The sequence below is a fragment of the Paraburkholderia phenazinium genome (assembly GCF_900142845.1).
Lineage (GTDB): Bacteria > Pseudomonadota > Gammaproteobacteria > Burkholderiales > Burkholderiaceae > Paraburkholderia > Paraburkholderia phenazinium_A.
Genome location: NZ_FSRU01000001.1, coordinates 2,659,217 through 2,677,122, shown reverse-complemented (window position 1 = coordinate 2,677,122; position 17,906 = coordinate 2,659,217). Strand labels below are relative to the sequence as shown.

The 17,906-nt window shown below is 61.2% G+C and carries 11 protein-coding genes, 2 tRNA genes and 2 rRNA genes; 13 read left to right on the top strand and 2 right to left on the bottom strand.

Annotated elements, in window-relative coordinates:
* Positions 1 to 31: 31 nt before the first annotated feature.
* Positions 32 to 1,588 (bottom strand): ABC1 kinase family protein, encoded by a 1,557-nt coding sequence (locus BUS12_RS11650; protein WP_074297384.1) that lies wholly within the window; start codon positions 1,586 to 1,588, stop codon positions 32 to 34.
* A gap of 154 nt (positions 1,589 to 1,742) precedes the next feature.
* On the opposite strand from BUS12_RS11650, the gene BUS12_RS11645 reads away from it, so the two are divergent.
* Positions 1,743 to 2,498 carry a DeoR/GlpR family DNA-binding transcription regulator gene (locus tag BUS12_RS11645; RefSeq protein WP_074295836.1) on the top strand — a complete coding sequence of 252 codons (756 nt, stop codon included), beginning with the start codon at positions 1,743 to 1,745 and terminating at the stop codon, positions 2,496 to 2,498.
* Positions 2,499 to 2,527: 29 nt separating this feature from the next.
* Here BUS12_RS11645 and BUS12_RS11640 read toward each other — a convergent pair whose 3' ends face one another.
* A complete protein-coding gene (locus BUS12_RS11640; RefSeq protein WP_143788374.1) occupies positions 2,528 to 3,637 on the bottom strand; it encodes a 2-aminoethylphosphonate--pyruvate transaminase in 1,110 nt (369 codons plus the stop codon).
* Positions 3,638 to 3,985: 348 nt separating this feature from the next.
* On the opposite strand from BUS12_RS11640, the gene phnS reads away from it, so the two are divergent.
* The 12 genes from phnS (at position 3,986) to BUS12_RS11580 (ending at position 17,819) form a co-directional block, all read left to right on the top strand.
* On the top strand, positions 3,986 to 5,080 hold the full coding sequence (phnS, locus tag BUS12_RS11635) for a 2-aminoethylphosphonate ABC transporter substrate-binding protein (protein WP_074295834.1): 1,095 nt from the start codon (positions 3,986 to 3,988) through the stop codon (positions 5,078 to 5,080).
* Between the two features lie 156 nt (positions 5,081 to 5,236).
* A complete protein-coding gene (phnT, locus tag BUS12_RS11630) occupies positions 5,237 to 6,334 on the top strand; it encodes a 2-aminoethylphosphonate ABC transport system ATP-binding subunit PhnT (protein ID WP_074297380.1) in 1,098 nt (365 codons plus the stop codon).
* On the top strand, positions 6,312 to 7,238 hold the full coding sequence (locus BUS12_RS11625) for a 2-aminoethylphosphonate ABC transporter permease subunit (RefSeq protein ID WP_074295833.1): 927 nt from the start codon (positions 6,312 to 6,314) through the stop codon (positions 7,236 to 7,238). The genes phnT and BUS12_RS11625 overlap by 23 nt, the downstream gene beginning before the upstream one ends.
* Complete coding sequence (phnV, locus tag BUS12_RS11620) at positions 7,238 to 8,101, top strand: 2-aminoethylphosphonate ABC transport system, membrane component PhnV (protein ID WP_074295832.1); 864 nt, start codon at positions 7,238 to 7,240, stop codon at positions 8,099 to 8,101. The genes BUS12_RS11625 and phnV overlap by 1 nt, the downstream gene beginning before the upstream one ends.
* A gap of 78 nt (positions 8,102 to 8,179) precedes the next feature.
* Positions 8,180 to 8,893, top strand: coding sequence for a phosphonate utilization associated transcriptional regulator (locus tag BUS12_RS11615; RefSeq protein WP_074295831.1), 714 nt, complete (start codon positions 8,180 to 8,182; stop codon positions 8,891 to 8,893).
* Positions 8,894 to 8,983: 90 nt separating this feature from the next.
* Positions 8,984 to 10,249 carry a phosphonoacetate hydrolase gene (gene phnA / locus BUS12_RS11610; RefSeq protein ID WP_074297379.1) on the top strand — a complete coding sequence of 422 codons (1,266 nt, stop codon included), beginning with the start codon at positions 8,984 to 8,986 and terminating at the stop codon, positions 10,247 to 10,249.
* A complete protein-coding gene (phnY, locus tag BUS12_RS11605; RefSeq protein WP_074295830.1) occupies positions 10,246 to 11,697 on the top strand; it encodes a phosphonoacetaldehyde dehydrogenase in 1,452 nt (483 codons plus the stop codon). The genes phnA and phnY overlap by 4 nt, the downstream gene beginning before the upstream one ends.
* 4 nt (positions 11,698 to 11,701) lie before the next feature.
* Positions 11,702 to 12,262 (top strand): phosphonate degradation HD-domain oxygenase, encoded by a 561-nt coding sequence (locus BUS12_RS11600; protein ID WP_074295829.1) that lies wholly within the window; start codon positions 11,702 to 11,704, stop codon positions 12,260 to 12,262.
* Between the two features lie 542 nt (positions 12,263 to 12,804).
* Positions 12,805 to 14,335: ribosomal RNA gene (locus tag BUS12_RS11595) — 16S ribosomal RNA — on the top strand.
* Between the two features lie 62 nt (positions 14,336 to 14,397).
* Positions 14,398 to 14,474: transfer RNA gene (locus BUS12_RS11590), tRNA-Ile, on the top strand.
* A 72-nt stretch (positions 14,475 to 14,546) separates the two neighbouring features.
* Positions 14,547 to 14,622 (top strand) — tRNA-Ala (locus tag BUS12_RS11585).
* A 318-nt stretch (positions 14,623 to 14,940) separates the two neighbouring features.
* Positions 14,941 to 17,819: ribosomal RNA gene (locus tag BUS12_RS11580) — 23S ribosomal RNA — on the top strand.
* The 16S and 23S rRNA genes sit together here with 2 tRNA genes alongside, the layout of an rRNA operon.
* Positions 17,820 to 17,906: the final 87 nt, after the last annotated feature.

Here is a 17,906-nt window from a genome sequence, read left to right as displayed (position 1 = left end):
TAGTCGAACCTCGGTCGAATATCAACCCGCCTCACCGTGCCAACAGCACCGCCCCCGCGCCGAGCAGGCCGCCGCACACGGCACACGCCCACAGCAGGATCCGCGTGCGCCGATATTCGACACCGAGCTCGCGCATCAGATGCGCATGCTGCCGCGCGCCTCCCGCGTCATGCTGGCGCTGCAGGTAGCGCACCGCGAGTTGCGGCACGCGTGGCAGCATATGCGCGAGATGCGGCAACTCCTGGCCGATGCGCTTGATCCAGCCGCGATGGTCGACGTCGCGCTGCGCGATGCCGGCCAGCACGGAGCGCGCGACGTTCCAGGTATCGACGCCCGGATGCAGGGCGCGCGCCAGCATCTCCGCCTGTTCGAACGAGCGCTGGGCGGTCGCGAGCCGTGGCGAAACGGCGCCTTCGAACGGCTGCACCGCGTGCAGCAGATGATGAAACAGCGCGCCGGCCGTGCGGTCCGCGGGCTCGGCCGCGAAATGCGCTTCGCTGCGCCGGCGCAGCTCGGCCTCCAGCACTTCGGTGCGGGTCGACGCATCGACGTGGCCGGCGTCGCGATGCAGGTCGGCGAGGCGCGCGTAGTCCTGGTCGAACAAGGCGGTGGCGCCATGCACGAAGAATTCGCGTTCGTGCGAGGAGAGGCTCGACATCGCCGCAAATTCGGCCAGCACGATACGGCCGAGCGTGTCGGGTTCGATGCTCACGCGCACATGCCCGGCGTCGAACGTGGCGTGAAAGAAGCCGTGCTGGAAGGCCTGCTCGGTGACCACCTCGACGAGGTGCGTAGCCAGCGGCGCGAGCTTGACGCGATGCTCGAGCAAGCCGGGGAGATCCGTGGCGGCCAGCGTCTCGATGTGCTGCACCGCGAGCGTATGCGTGCCGCACAACTCCCAGATCACGTCCGGCACGGCAAGCCGTTTGTCGCCGTCGAAGTGATGGCCGGTCTGGCTCAGATTGGCCGCTTCGGCGCGCAGGTCGAAGCGCCGCAGCACGTCGTCGGTGAAGGACTGGGCAAGCGCGCGGACTTGCAGGCGGCGCGCGCTGCCGGAGAATTTTTCCAGCCAGCGGGCCACCCAGCGCAGCAACGCCAGTTCGTCGCCGATCTGCTGGACCTGCGCCGCGCGGACGAATTTGATCGCAATGTCGCGGTGGCCGTTTACCGGCACGGCGAGGCGGGCGAGATGAGTCTGCTCGGCGAAGCCGCTGCGCGCGGGGACCCGGTCGATCTGCGCGAAGAGCCCTGTCAACGGACGCCCGAGCGCGCTCGCCAGCGCCGCCTCGACCTGCTCCGGCGGCAGCGGCGTTTCCAGCCGGCCGATCGCATCGAAGGCGTCATGCAGGGTGCCGGTGGCGAGTTCCGGGCGCGTCGCCAGGGTCTGGATAAAGGTGGTGGCGAGCGGTCCCAGCGCGGGCAGCATGCTGTGCAGGCTGTTGCGGCCGCCTTCGGTGGCATGCACACGCTTCACGAGCGTGATCATCCAGTGCAGCTTGTGCTCGCGCGGGGCCGCGAGCCAGAAGAGACGCGCGCCGAAGCGCAGCGCATGGAAGAGCAGCAGTAATCGGCGAAACAGAGGTGGCATGGGCAGACCGGGTGACGCGGCGCGCATCGGACAACACGCTGCCTGAGCCGTCAGGTTAGCAGGGAAGCGTGGCAACAGGAGCATCCGCACGCGCCGCGTACTACAATACGGCGCACTCCTGAACCTAAGTGCGCCGCTCGCCGGCCGTCTATCGATGCTTGCTGAACAACGTCATCAATACATTCTCGCGCAAGTCACTCGGAACGGCGCGCTGTCGGTAGCCGAGCTGGTACGCGAACTGAACGTCTCGCGCGAAACCATCCGGCGCGATCTGAATACCCTGGCCAGTCGCGGCCTGATCGTGACGACGCACGGCGGCGCATTGTCGGGCGATCGCCGCGAGCCCGATCTGGATGTCCGCGAGGCGGCCAACGCCAGCGCCAAGCGGGCTATCGGCGAACGCGCGGCCGAACTGGTACCGGACGGCGCCTCGCTCATCATCGACTCGGGCAGCACCACGCAGGCCGTGGCGCGCGCACTGACCGGGCGGCACCGGCTCACGGTGTATACCAATGACTGGCGCATCGCCTTGCTGCTCGGCCGGCGTAACGAGAATCGCGTGACGTTGCTGGGCGGCGAGCTCTCGGAGAACGAGGACGCCACCTTCGGCCTCGACACGGTGCAGCAATTGACGCAGTACCACGCGGATTTTGCCTTCGTCGGCGCGGGCGGCATTACGCCAGATGCCTGGCTGACCGACTACACGCGCATGGTCGCCGAAGTGCGCAGCCGGATGATCTCGGCTGCGAATCTGGTGGTGGTCGTGGCGGACAATTCAAAGTTCGGGCGGGTCACGCCGGTGCGCATCAACGGCTTCGAAAGCGCGCGCTATCTCGTGACCGAGCTGGCGCCGGACCGCACGCTCGCCAAGGCCATCGCCGCGCGCGGGCCGGAACTGCTGATCGCCTGATCAGGTCAGTGACCGGACCCGCGACGGTCTCATTTGACGCTCAGCCCGAGACAGGCCAGTGTGCGGCCGATCGCGGCGACTGCGTTGTGCAGTTCGTTAGCGTCGATCGCACCGATACAGCCCACCCGGAACGTCTCCACCTGGGTCAGCTTGCCCGGATACAGCACATAACCGGCCTCGCGCACAGCGGTGTAGAAATCCGCAAAATTCCACGCCGGATCGCGCGGTGCATGGAAGGTCACGATCACCGGCGCCTGCACCGCCGGTTTCAGGAACGGCTCGAAGCCGAGCGCCGTCATGCCCTCGATCAAGGCCGCGCAGTTGCGCATGTAGCGCGCGCCGCGGGCGGGCTGGCCGCCTTGCGCGATGAACTGGTCGAGTGCGCAGCGCAGCGCGGCAAGCACGTGCGTGGGCGGCGTGAAGCGCCATTGCGTGGTCTTCTGCATGTACGCGTATTGATCCTGCAGGTCGAGCGCGAGCGAAGGCGAACGGCCCGCGGCGGCGTCCAGCACGCTGCGGCGCACAATCACGAACCCCATGCCCGGCACACCCTCCAGACATTTGCCGCTGGCCGACACCAGCGCGTCGATGCCGCCCTTGCGCAGATCGATGGGCAGGGCGCCGAACGAACTCATGGCGTCCACAATCAGGCTCTTGCCGTGCCGCTGACACAGTGCGGCGATATCGTCGAGCGGATTGAGCAGGCCGGCGCTCGTCTCCAGGTGCACCTGAGCCACATGGGTAATGCGCGAGTCGCGGTTGAAGGCGTCCTCGATCGCCGCTGCGCTGACCGGCTCGTCCTCGCGCAGCGGCAGTTCCACATACGCAATGCCGAGCCGCTGCAGGATGCGGATCAGGCGCGCGCAGTACGCGCCGTTGTTGGGCACCAGCACGCAGCCCTGGCGCGGCACCAGCGTGCCGATGGCCGCTTCGACGGCAAAGGTGCCGCTGCCCTGCAACGGCACACAAACGTAGTCGTTTTCGCCGTGTACGATCTCGACGAGGTCGGCGCACACAGTCTGGGTCATCCGGTTGAAGGCGGCATCCCACGAACCCCAGTCGCGCAGCATGGCCTGGCGCGTGGCGGGCGAGGTTGTCAGCGGCCCCGGGGTGAGCAGGATCGGGTCGTTTCCAGTAATCACAAAGCCTCCGTCGTCAGATGAATAAACTTTTTTGACCACATTCCGATTTGCATATTATTGGCGAATTGTGTCATTTGTTGGAAATAGACAGAATGGTCACGGCGCTGTCACGGAAACCTGCAATCCTTGCGGTGCCCGTTCAGGCAAGGCAGGCAGCGCCAAAGTGCGAGGTTGGCTGTAAGTCTGGCTGGAAAAGAAGCAGCAAGGTTGTCAGCAATCTGCAATCGCACTATCCTGGCAATCGGCTGTGGGCATACGCAAGCGGCGCGGCGCTACCGCCGTCAAATCACAACAGGTATCGGGTTTTCCCGACCGTCTGGTTTATTGCCTTTCGGAGAGAGCGACATGAAAAAGACGAATCACCTTCGCGCGACTGCCAACATCGTCCGCAAAACTTTGCCGGCACTCGTGGTGGCTGCTGCATTTGGAGGCACGGCGCTGCCGGCCCAGGCCGCCGACGCGGTGGTGCTGTACACGGCCGACGGCCTCGAAAATCTCTACAAGGATGTGCTGCCGGGTTTTGAAAAGCAGGAAGGCGTCAAGGTCAACATCGTGACGGCAGGCAGCGGTGAAGTGGTGAACCGCGCGACGATCGAAAAGGACCAGCCGAAGGCCGACGTTCTCGTCACGCTGCCGCCGTTCATCCAGCAAGCCGATCAGTCCGGCCTGCTGCAGGCTTACCAGAGCGCCAACTACAAGAACGTGCCGGCGATCGCCAAGGCGTCGAACGGGACGTGGGCGACGTTCGTGAACAACTACTTCTCGTTCGCGATCAACCCGGACGTCGTGAAGACCCAGCCGAAGACGTTTGCCGATCTGCTGCATCCGGATTACACCGGCAAGATTGCTTACTCGAACCCGGCGACCGCCGGCGACGGCATGGCCGTGATCATCCTCACGACCTCGCTGATGGGTGAAGACAAGGCGTTCGACTATCTGAAGAAGCTGGAGCAAAGCGCCAAGTTCCACACCAAGGGCACGGGCTACCTCGACGTGCTGCTTTCGCGCAACGAAATCTCGCTCGCCAACGGCGACCTGCAGATGGACCTGGACGACGCAGCCAATGGCGGCCTGTCGCTCAAGCCTATCTTCCTCGCCGCAGCGCCCGGCGGCAAGCCGACGACCTTCCAGTTGCCGTACGCGATCGGCCTGATCAAGAACGGCCCGAACCAGGCTGAAGGCAAGAAGCTGATCGACTACCTGATGTCGAAGGAAGTGCAGGCCAAGGTGCCGGACATCTTCGGTATCCCGGGCCGCACCGACGTGCCGCTCGCCGGCAAGAACGGTGAAGCGGTGAAGCAGGCCATCGCCGGCGTGAAGCTGATTCCGGTGGACTGGACCCAGGTGATGGCGAAGAAGGCCGACTGGACCGCGCGTTGGAAGAACGACGTGATCGGTGACTCCGGCAAGCAGGTCGAAGTCGTCAAGCCGGCGCAGTAAGCAGCAGGTCTCGCAGCACGCCTCGGCCGCCGTTGCCATGCAGTTGCCACGTGGTTGCCGGATAGTTGGCTGGATGCACGGCTAACTATCCGACTATTCGACTGGCTGGGCGGCCGGGGCCTTTACCCGCAATACCTTAGTTGGAGGATGAATCCGGTGAATACCGCCACTCTTGCCCCTGGCGCGCTCGGCGCCTCACCGGAGGCGCTCGCTGCGGCGCAACCGGGCACGCCCGGCGGCGTGCAGATCGAGCATCTGACCGTGCGCTTCGGCACGCGCACGGTGCTCGACGACCTGTCGCTGAACATCGAGCGCGGCGAATTGCTGACGGTGCTCGGCCGCAGCGGTTGTGGCAAGACGACGCTGTTGCGTTTCATCGCCGGATTCATCGAGGCGGACGGACTGGCCGGCACCTTGACGGTGGCCGGTCACGACCTCACACACGTGCCGCCGCACAAGCGCAATCTCGGTCTGCTGTTCCAGAGCTACGCGCTGTTTCCGCATCTCTCAGTGTTCGATAACGTGGCATTCGGCTTACGCGCGCGTCGCGAGTCGTCCAAGGATATTGCCCGGCGCGTCGCGGAAGCGCTCAAGCTCGTGCAACTGGGCGATGCCGGTCATGTGATGCCGGCGCAACTTTCGGGTGGCATGCAGCAGCGCGTGGCGCTCGCTCGTGCGCTCGTGATCGAGCCGGATGTGCTGCTGCTCGACGAACCCCTTTCCGCACTCGATGCCAATCTGCGCGCCTCGGTGCGCTCCGAACTGAAGGCGCTGCATGAGCGCCTGCCGAATCTGACCATCGTCTGCGTGACGCACGATCAGGACGACGCGCTGGTGCTGTCCGACCGCACGCTGCTGATGCGCGAAGGCCATATCGCGCAACTCGGCACGCCGCAGCAACTGTACGACCAGCCGAACGACGGCTTCGTCGCGCGTTATCTCGGCGCGGCCAATCTGCTGCCGCCGCACGTTGCGTTTTCGATGGGCGATTCGCGCTACAACGAGCGCGAGCGGGTGGCCTGCCTGCGTCCCGAGGCGCTGCGGATCGTTCCGCTCGGCGAAGGACATCTGCACGGCTTGATCACTTCGGTCGAATGGTACGGCGCGGTGCTGTCGGTATCCGTCGTCCTCGACGCAATGCCTAACGAACCCGTGCTCGTCACCATGCAGCGCGGCCACGGCATGTCGCCCGAAAAGGGCGCGCGTATCTCCCTGCGTTACGAGGCAGACGATGTCGTCCTTATCAACCCCTGATAGCCCGGACGCGCTCGGCGACGCGCGGCGCGCCGCCACCTTCGCATCGCACGCGGCCGCGGTGCGCCGCCGCGAACGCGCGGCTCAATGGCATTTGCTGTTCCTCGCCGTGGTGGTGCTGGGGCCGCTGGTGATCTATCCGCTGGTGCGGCTCGTGTTGCTGAGCCTGACCGGCCCGCACGGCGGATTCGGTTTCCAGGCTTACGGCAACTTCTTCGGCAATCCCGAAACGCGCGGCGTGGTCGGCACGACGTTGTGGATCCTGTTCGCGAGTGCGGGTCTGGCTTCGCTGCTCGGTGTGGCGCTGGCCTCGCTGCTGTTCTTCAAGCCATTTCCCGGCGCGCGGCTCGTGACGCGTTTCCTCGAACTGTTCGTCGCGTTTCCCTCGTTTCTCGTGGCCTTCACGCTGATCTTTCTGTACGGCTCGCAAGGCTCGGTCAGTATCGGCTTGCAGCGGCTGTTCCATCTGCAGGCGCCGCCGCTCGACTTCCTGTTCGGCGTGGGCGGCGTAATTCTCGCGGAAGTGGTGTTCTACGCGCCGTTCGTCGTGCGTCCCACACTCGCTTCGTTCGCGACGCTCGACATGCGCCTGATCGAAGCCGCCCGCAGTCTCGGTGCGAACGGCCTGATGGTGGCGTTCAAGGTGATCCTGCCGCTGGCGTGGCCGGGCATTGCAGCCGGGACGATTCTCTGCTTCCTGCTGACCCTGAACGAGTTCGGCATTCTGCTGGTGCTCGGCAGCGCGCATCTGATCACGCTGCCGGTGGCCATCTACAGTTCGGCGACCGTCGATCTGGATCTGCCGACCGCCGCCGCCGGTGCGGTCGTGATGCTGATGATGTCTTTGTCGCTGTATGCGTTGTACCGCCAGGTCAACCGACGCAAGGTTAGAGGAGCACGGTAATGGCCGTCGAACTGGATCCCACTGTTTTGCCGGTCATGCACAAGCGTGCGCGGCCGGTGCAGCGCAGTCTGCTGACGCGCGTCGCCGGCGGCGTGTTCATGGCGTTCGCCGCCTTGCTGTGCTTCTGGCTGTTCGTGTTGCCGGTGGTGGTGGTGGCGCTGTCGAGCGTAGCCGCCCATTGGTCGGGCACGATGCTGCCCGACGGTTTCAGCATGCGCTGGTTCGAGCGGCTCGGTTCGAGCGATTTCGATGCGCTCAGCACGAGCCTCGAGATCGGCTTCGGCGTGGCGGTACTGGGCACGATCCTCGGACTTTGGCTGGCGCTGGCGCTCGAAGGACGCGACCGCCGCGGGCTGGGCGCGCTCGTCGATACGATCGCGATGATGCCCAACGGCGTGCCGAGCGTGGTGCTTGGGCTCGCCGTGCTGATTGCGTATCACAAGCGCCCACTCGACCTGTCGAGTTCGGCGGCGATTGTCGTGTTCGTGCAGCTCGCCCTGGTGTTGCCGTTCTGCTACCGCTGCGCGGCCGCCGCGTTGCGCCCGGAGCTGACCATTCTGCGCGAGGCCGCCGCGAGTCTCGGCGCGCCGCCGGCGATGGTGCTGCGGCGTGTCGTGCTGCCGCAACTGGTGCCGGCCATCCGCGCGAGTCTCGCGCTTGGCTTCGCGCTTTCGCTCGGCGAACTGGGTGCGACGCTGACTGTTTATCCGCCAGGCTTCGCGACGGTGCCGATCGTCGTGGTCGGCCAGGTCGAGCGCGGATACTACCTGCCGGCCTCCGCGCTCTCGCTGATCCTGCTGCTTGTCTCACTCGCTGCGCTGCTGCTGATCGCCGCGCGGGTCCCGCGCCGCCGAACCGACTGACCGGCCGCTTGCCCTGACTTCCGGTGTCGAACGCCAAGTTGCTGTTCGACACATGTTGATGTGGCAAAAAATGTCGAAATGACTGAAAATATGGAAACAGCCTCAGCCGATCCGATTGACGTCGTACGCCGGCATTCGCTCACGGCGCTGGTGCGCGACGAGATTGAACGGAACATCATTGAAGGCGCGCTGGTTCCCGGCGCCAAGCTCAACGAGGCGGACTGGGCCGCGCGTCTGCAGGTCTCGCGGGGTCCGGTGCGCGAAGCGTTCCGCGCGCTCGAGCAGGCGGGGCTGGTGCGGACCGAAAAGAACCGCGGCGTGTTCGTGCGGGTCGTGTCGCTCGCGGAGGCGGATGAGATTTACGCCGTGCGGGCCGTGCTGGAAGAGGCGGCGTGCCGGATGCTGGCGGCGAGCATCGACGCGGCGCAACTGGCGGGTCTGCGCAAGCAGATCGACGCGATGCGCAGCGCGCTCGACACGGCGGACCATGATGCCTATGCACGCGCCAATGTGGCGTTCCACGACGGCATCGTCGCGGCGGCAGGAAATACCAAGCTGTATGAGACGTACCGGCGTCTGGTGGGTGAACTGAGTTTGTTCCGGCGCGCGGCGCTGGTTGTGCATGCCGACGCGATGGAGCGCTCGCTGGCCGAGCATCGCGCCATTCTGACAGCGCTCGCGTCGCGCGATGCCGAGCATGCCGCGGCGCTGATGCATGCGCACGTGAACGGCGGTTTGCAGCGGGCGCATGAGGCTTGTCAAGCGGCCGAGGCGGCCGGCCAGCAAGCTTAGGCGGTTGAACCGGCGGGACAGTGGAGCATGTTGCCGTTGCCCGCCCCGATCGACGAAGAACGCGCGGAATCACGCGCAGGGAAGAGAGCGATGTCTATCCAGTCCGAACAGAGCGAGCGCGGTGTGGAAGTGAATGGCCGGGCCTACCGGCTGTCGCCGAGGCCTACGGTCGTTGTGTGCGTCGACGGTTGCGAGTACGACTATCTTGAAGCCGCGGTGGCGGCGGGCGTCGCTCCGTTCATCGGCAAGATGCTCAAAGAGGGCACGGCGCTCAAAGGCGATTGCGTGATTCCCTCGTTCACCAACCCCAATAACCTGTCCATCGTCTGCGGTGTGCCGCCTTCGGTGCATGGCATTTGCGGCAACTACTTCTGGGATCCGCAGGCCAACGGCGGCGAGGGCGCGGAAGTGATGATGAACGATCCCGCCTATCTGCGCGCGGGGACACTCCTTGCCGCCGCCGCCGGGCAAGGCGCGGCGGTCGCCGTGGTGACGGCGAAAGACAAGTTGCGCCGCCTGCTCGGCTGGCAACTGAAAGGCATCTGTTTCTCGGCGGAGAAAGCGGACACGGTGACGCTGGAAGAAAACGGCATCGCGGATGTGCTCGATCTGGTGGGCTTGCCGGTGCCGGATGTGTATAGCGCGGGGTTGTCCGAGTTCGTCTTTGCCGCTGGCGTGCGTCTCGCGCAAACGCGCAAGCTCGATCTGATGTACCTGTCCACCACGGACTATATCCAGCACAAGTGGGCGCCGGGCACCCAGGGCGCGAACGATTTTTACGCGATGATGGACCGCTATCTCGCGCAACTCGACGAACTCGGCTGGGTGATCGGCCTGACCGCCGACCATGGCATGAATGCCAAGCACGACCCGCTGACCGGCGAGCCGAATGTGATCTATCTGCAGGATGTGATGGACGAATGGCTGGGCGCGCGCAAGACTCGCGTGATCTTGCCGATTACGGATCCGTATGTGGTCCACCACGGCGCGCTCGGGTCGTTTGCCACGATCTATCTACCGCATGAGGTGAATGCGGGGCAGGTGATCGAACGGCTGGGCGGTCTTGAGGGCGTCGAAGTCGTGCTCGATAACCGCGCGGCTTGCGAGCGCTTCGAATTGCCGAACGACCGCGTGGGCGACATCGTAGTGGTCAGTACGCGTGATGTAGTGCTCGGCACGCGTCGCGACGAGCATGACCTCTCAGGGCTGACAGTGCCGCTGCGCTCGCACGGCGGCATCTCCGAACAGGTCGTGCCGCTGATCTTCAACCGGCATCTTGAAGGTCTGGTCGAAGGCAAGCGCTTGCGCAATTTCGACGTATTCGATCTTGCCCTGAACCACGTGGCGGCAGCATGAATGCCGTGCTGACGGACCATCCTGCGTTTCGCGTCGAAGCTCTGCGCCTGAAGGGCGAACGGGCGTCGCGCGAACGCACGCTCGACGTGTTCGATCCGTATACCGGATTGCGCGTCGGCACGGTGCCGTTGGCAAGCATCGACGATGTGCGCGCCGCGTTCGAATACGCCGGCGCCTATCAGGCGAAGCTCACGCGCTACGAGCGCTCGCAGATTCTCGAACGCGCGGCTGGCTTGCTGCGCGAGCGTAGCGAGGCTGCATCGGATCTGATCTCGCTCGAATCCGGTCTCTCGAAGCAGGATTCGCGTTACGAGATCGGGCGGGTTGCCGACGTGTTCAGGTTCGCCGCGATCGAAGCCTTGCGCGACGACTGCCAGAGCTTCTCGTGCGATCTGACGCCGCACGGCAAGAAGCGCCGCGTGTTTGCGCAGCGTGAGCCGCTCGCCGGTGTGATCGTCGCGATTACGCCTTTCAACCATCCGATGAACCAGGTCGCACACAAGGTCGCGCCGGCTATCGCGACCAACAATCGGGTCTTGCTGAAACCGTCCGAGAAGGTGCCGCTCTCGGCTTTCTATCTGGCCGATCTCCTGTATGAGGCCGGGTTGCCCGAGCCGATGCTGCAGGTGCTGACCGGTGACCCGCGCGAGATCGCCGACGAGCTGATTACGCACCCGCTTGCCGAACTGGTGACGTTCACGGGTGGTGTCGCGATCGGCAAATATATTGCCGCGAAAGCGGCGTATCGGCGTGTCGTGCTGGAACTGGGCGGCAACGATCCGTTGATCGTCCTCGAAGACGCCGATCTCGAACGTGCGGCCACGCTTGCTGTGCAGGGCTCCTATAAGAACTCGGGCCAGCGCTGCACGGCCGTCAAGCGCATGCTGGTGCAAAAGAGCGTGGCGGCGCCATTTACCGAGCTGGTGGTCGAGAAGACGCGCGCGTGGTCCTACGGCGATCCGTTCGATGCCGCGAACCAGATGGGCACCGTCATCGACGAAGCCGCGGCGCAACTTTTCGAAGCGCGCGTCAATGAGGCGGTGGCCTGCGGCGCGCGCCTGCTGGTGGGGAACGAGCGCTCGGGCGCGCTTTATGCGCCCACCGTGGTGGATCGCGTGGATCCGGCGATGTCGCTGGTGCGCGAGGAAACCTTTGGGCCGGTGTCGCCCATCATTACGTTCGACACGCTCGACGACGCGATCCGGATCAGCAATGGCACGGCGTTCGGATTGTCGTCGGGTGTGTGCACCAACCGTCAGGATGCGATTACGCGGCTCATCAACGAATTGCGGGTCGGTACGGTCAACGTGTGGGAAGTGCCGGGTTACCGGATCGAGCTGACGCCGTTCGGCGGCATCAAGGATTCGGGGTTGGGTTACAAGGAAGGGGTGCAGGAAGCCATGAAGAGCTTTACCAACCTCAAGACATTTTCTTTACCTTGGGAGTAGTGGTGTGGCTTTGAGTCTGAATGACATTCGTACCCTGTTTGAGCAGCACGGCAGTCTTGCGTATAGCGGCGAGCCGGTGACGCAGTTGGAACATGCGCTGCAAAGCGCCGCATTGGCAGAAGACGAGGGCGCGAGCGACGAGCTGGTTGCGGCGGCCTTCCTGCATGACCTTGGGCATTTGCTGAATCGTTTCGGCGACACGCCGAGCGAGCGCGGTATCGACGATCTGCACCAGTACTTCGCATTGCCGTTTCTGCGGCCGGTTTTGCCGGAGGCGGTGCTGGAGCCGATCCGGCTGCACGTCGACGCCAAACGCTGCCTCTGTGCAATCGACGACACGTATTTCGGTCTTCTCTCCGCCGATTCCGTGCGCAGTCTTGAGTTGCAGGGCGGCATCTTCAGCCGGCAGGAAGCCGAGACGTTCCTCAGCAAGCCTTATGCGGAGGACGCACTACGCGTGCGCCGCTGGGACGATCTGGCCAAGGAAGCGAACCGTGCAACCCCGGATCTGGATCATTACCTGAGCGTTGTAGAGCGGGTGATGGAGACGCACGCGACGGCCTAAGCTGAGCCGCTCACTCCTGTATGTCGAGGTGCCCGTGACCGGTGCGTGGCGGGGCTTCGTTTCCCCTTTTATGAGTGTCAAAATAACGCTTGCCAGGCCCGGGTGGGGTCGCTAGAATCTCGTTCTTTCGCGTTCCGGACACCGGAGCGCGGGGACGGGAGAGCCAGCAGTGGCAAGGCTTTCGGCGAAGTGGGCAGGTTCAGGAAGTTAAAAAAACCTGTTGACGCTGTAGCGAAAGTTCTTCATAATCTCGTTTCTCTGCTGCTGATGCAGCGACGCAGAACGAAGCGGTACCGGGTGGTTGAAGTGCGGTGCCGGTTTGGTAGTGGATGCGGACTCGATCTTTAAAAATTAACAGCCGATAAGTGTGGGCGCTTGATGGCGACGCGAGCCGGATTCTTCGGAATCTGGCATGAAGCGAAAGTATCAAGTCTCACACAGTATTAGAGGAAGGTTTGCCTGTTGAGAGACAGGCGTAATCATCGTCAGTACGTTGAGTGAGCGACCGGGTTCGAAAGAGCCCGAAAACAGTAACAGGAATTGAACTGAAGAGTTTGATCCTGGCTCAGATTGAACGCTGGCGGCATGCCTTACACATGCAAGTCGAACGGCAGCACGGGGGCAACCCTGGTGGCGAGTGGCGAACGGGTGAGTAATACATCGGAACGTGTCCTGTAGTGGGGGATAGCCCGGCGAAAGCCGGATTAATACCGCATACGCTCTACGGAGGAAAGGGGGGGATCTTAGGACCTCTCGCTACAGGGGCGGCCGATGGCAGATTAGCTAGTTGGTGGGGTAAAGGCCTACCAAGGCGACGATCTGTAGCTGGTCTGAGAGGACGACCAGCCACACTGGGACTGAGACACGGCCCAGACTCCTACGGGAGGCAGCAGTGGGGAATTTTGGACAATGGGGGCAACCCTGATCCAGCAATGCCGCGTGTGTGAAGAAGGCCTTCGGGTTGTAAAGCACTTTTGTCCGGAAAGAAATCATCCTGGTTAATACCCGGGGTGGATGACGGTACCGGAAGAATAAGCACCGGCTAACTACGTGCCAGCAGCCGCGGTAATACGTAGGGTGCAAGCGTTAATCGGAATTACTGGGCGTAAAGCGTGCGCAGGCGGTTCGCTAAGACAGATGTGAAATCCCCGGGCTTAACCTGGGAACTGCATTTGTGACTGGCGGGCTAGAGTATGGCAGAGGGGGGTAGAATTCCACGTGTAGCAGTGAAATGCGTAGAGATGTGGAGGAATACCGATGGCGAAGGCAGCCCCCTGGGCCAATACTGACGCTCATGCACGAAAGCGTGGGGAGCAAACAGGATTAGATACCCTGGTAGTCCACGCCCTAAACGATGTCAACTAGTTGTCGGGTCTTCATTGACTTGGTAACGTAGCTAACGCGTGAAGTTGACCGCCTGGGGAGTACGGTCGCAAGATTAAAACTCAAAGGAATTGACGGGGACCCGCACAAGCGGTGGATGATGTGGATTAATTCGATGCAACGCGAAAAACCTTACCTACCCTTGACATGGTCGGAACCCTGCTGAAAGGTGGGGGTGCTCGAAAGAGAACCGATACACAGGTGCTGCATGGCTGTCGTCAGCTCGTGTCGTGAGATGTTGGGTTAAGTCCCGCAACGAGCGCAACCCTTGTCCCTAGTTGCTACGCAAGAGCACTCTAGGGAGACTGCCGGTGACAAACCGGAGGAAGGTGGGGATGACGTCAAGTCCTCATGGCCCTTATGGGTAGGGCTTCACACGTCATACAATGGTCGGAACAGAGGGTCGCCAACCCGCGAGGGGGAGCCAATCCCAGAAAACCGATCGTAGTCCGGATCGCACTCTGCAACTCGAGTGCGTGAAGCTGGAATCGCTAGTAATCGCGGATCAGCATGCCGCGGTGAATACGTTCCCGGGTCTTGTACACACCGCCCGTCACACCATGGGAGTGGGTTTTACCAGAAGTGGCTAGTCTAACCGCAAGGAGGACGGTCACCACGGTAGGATTCATGACTGGGGTGAAGTCGTAACAAGGTAGCCGTATCGGAAGGTGCGGCTGGATCACCTCCTTTCTCGAGCTCACGTGTTCAAGTTGAGCGCTCACGCTTATCGGCTGTGAAAAAGACAGACTCAGGGGTCTGTAGCTCAGTCGGTTAGAGCACCGTCTTGATAAGGCGGGGGTCGATGGTTCGAATCCATCCAGACCCACCACTGTTTCTGCGGTGGCTGCGCTAACCGATCACCCCTGGGTATCAAGACAGATGAAGTTATCTGTGCATGACTGGGGGATTAGCTCAGCTGGGAGAGCACCTGCTTTGCAAGCAGGGGGTCGTCGGTTCGATCCCGTCATCCTCCACCAATCCTCAATGCCTAGCGTTCGGTGCTAACCGAGCTTTATGCATTGGCGATTGAGCCAGTCAGAGTGATACGCGGTTATGGCAACTGCGATATCGGCTGTCGTTCTTTAACAATCAGGAAGAAGTAGTAAAGAGATTCACGAAAGATCACTTAGAGATGGGTGATCGAGTAGGTGAATCAGGGTTGTGATTGTATCAATGTATTTTTAAGTGATCGAAAGATTGCTTTGGAATACGGCGCAACACGAATACTCAACCTGTAGCGGTTGTGGCGAGCGTTGCATTCCCAGTGGATGCGACAGGAGACACACCCGTTATAGGGTCAAGCGAACAAGTGCATGTGGTGGATGCCTTGGCGATCACAGGCGATGAAGGACGCGGTAGCCTGCGAAAAGCTACGGGGAGCTGGCAAACGAGCTTTGATCCGTAGATGTCCGAATGGGGAAACCCACTCCGAATGGAGTATCCATGACTGAATCCATAGGTCATGCGAAGCGAACGCGGCGAACTGAAACATCTAAGTAGCCGCAGGAAAAGAAATCAACCGAGATTCCCAGAGTAGTGGCGAGCGAAATGGGACCAGCCTGTACTCTTTATCTTTACTGTTAGTCGAAGGCTCTGGAAAGTGCCGCCATAGCAGGTGATAGCCCTGTAGACGAAAGCAGTTTGGAAGAACTAGGTGTACGACAAGTAGGGCGGGACACGTGAAATCCTGTCTGAAGATGGGGGGACCATCCTCCAAGGCTAAATACTCGTGATCGACCGATAGTGAACCAGTACCGTGAGGGAAAGGCGAAAAGAACCCCGGGAGGGGAGTGAAACAGATCCTGAAACCGCATGCATACAAACAGTCGGAGCCTCGCAAGGGGTGACGGCGTACCTTTTGTATAATGGGTCAGCGACTTACATTCAGTGGCAAGCTTAACCGATTAGGGCAGGCGTAGCGAAAGCGAGTCCGAACAGGGCGTTCAGTCGCTGGGTGTAGACCCGAAACCAGGTGATCTATCCATGGCCAGGATGAAGGTGCGGTAACACGTACTGGAGGTCCGAACCCACTAACGTTGAAAAGTTAGGGGATGAGCTGTGGATAGGGGTGAAAGGCTAAACAAACCTGGAAATAGCTGGTTCTCTCCGAAAACTATTTAGGTAGTGCCTCGTGTATCACCTTCGGGGGTAGAGCACTGTCATGGTTGAAGGGTCCATTGCGGATTACTTCGCCATAGCAAACTCCGAATACCGAAGAGTGCAATCACGGGAGACAGACATCGGGTGCTAACGTCCGGTGTCAAGAGGGAAACAACCCAGACCGCCAGCTAAGGTCCCCAAATATTGCTAAGTGGGAAACGAAGTGGGAAGGCTAAAACAGTCAGGAGGTTGGCTTAGAAGCAGCCATCCTTTAAAGAAAGCGTAATAGCTCACTGATCGAGTCGTCCTGCGCGGAAGATGTAACGGGGCTAAGCAATATACCGAAGCTGCGGATGCACATTTATGTGCATGGTAGGAGAGCGTTCCGTAAGCCTGCGAAGGTGCATTGAAAAGTGTGCTGGAGGTATCGGAAGTGCGAATGCTGACATGAGTAGCGATAAAGGGGGTGAAAGGCCCCCTCGCCGTAAGCCCAAGGTTTCCTACGCAACGTTCATCGGCGTAGGGTGAGTCGGCCCCTAAGGCGAGGCAGAAATGCGTAGCTGATGGGAAGCAGGTTAATATTCCTGCACCATTGTTAAATGCGATGGGGGGACGGATCGCGGAAGGTTGTCCGGGTGTTGGAAGTCCCGGTCGCTGCATTGGAGAAGGTGCTTTGGCAAATCCGGGCACGGAATTCAAGGGTGTGGCGCCATTCACTTAGGTGAAGAAGCAACTGGAAGTGGTTCCAAGAAAAGCCTCTAAGCTTCAGTTTAACAAGACCGTACCGCAAACCGACACAGGTGGGCGAGATGAGTATTCTAAGGCGCTTGAGAGAACTCGGGAGAAGGAACTCGGCAAATTGGTACCGTAACTTCGGGATAAGGTACGCCCCTGTAGCCTGACTGGCCTGCGCCAGAAGGGTGAAGGGGTTGCAATAAACTGGTGGCTGCGACTGTTTAATAAAAACACAGCACTCTGCAAACACGAAAGTGGACGTATAGGGTGTGACGCCTGCCCGGTGCCGGAAGATTAAATGATGGGGTGCAAGCTCTTGATTGAAGTCCCGGTAAACGGCGGCCGTAACTATAACGGTCCTAAGGTAGCGAAATTCCTTGTCGGGTAAGTTCCGACCTGCACGAATGGCGTAACGATGGCCACACTGTCTCCTCCCGAGACTCAGCGAAGTTGAAGTGTTTGTGATGATGCAATCTCCCCGCGGCTAGACGGAAAGACCCCATGAACCTTTACTGTAGCTTTGCATTGGACTTTGAACCGGTCTGTGTAGGATAGGTGGGAGGCTTTGAAGCGTGGACGCCAGTCTGCGTGGAGCCAACCTTGAAATACCACCCTGGTTTGTTTGAGGTTCTAACCTTGGCCCGTGATCCGGGTCGGGGACAGTGCATGGTAGGCAGTTTGACTGGGGCGGTCTCCTCCCAAAGTGTAACGGAGGAGTACGAAGGTACGCTAGGTACGGTCGGAAATCGTGCTGATAGTGCAATGGCATAAGCGTGCTTAACTGCGAGACCGACAAGTCGAGCAGGTGCGAAAGCAGGTCATAGTGATCCGGTGGTTCTGTATGGAAGGGCCATCGCTCAACGGATAAAAGGTACTCTGGGGATAACAGGCTGATACCGCCCAAGAGTTCATATCGACGGCGGTGTTTGGCACCTCGATGTCGGCTCATCTCATCCTGGGGCTGTAGCCGGTCCCAAGGGTATGGCTGTTCGCCATTTAAAGAGGTACGTGAGCTGGGTTTAAAACGTCGTGAGACAGTTTGGTCCCTATCTGCCGTGGGCGCTGGATATTTGAAGGGGGCTGCTCCTAGTACGAGAGGACCGGAGTGGACGAACCTCTGGTGTACCGGTTGTCACGCCAGTGGCATCGCCGGGTAGCTATGTTCGGAAGAGATAACCGCTGAAAGCATCTAAGCGGGAAACTCGCCTTAAGATGAGATATCCCCGGGGCTTCGAGCCCCTTGAAGGGTCGTTCAAGACCAGGACGTTGATAGGTCAGGTGTGGAAGCGCAGTAATGCGTTAAGCTAACTGATACTAATTGCCCGTAAGGCTTGATCCTATAACAGGTGTGTCTTGTGGTTCAGATGAACCCCGCACACGGTTGAGTGATCACGTGTTGTGCCGGAAACAACACAACCCCAACAGC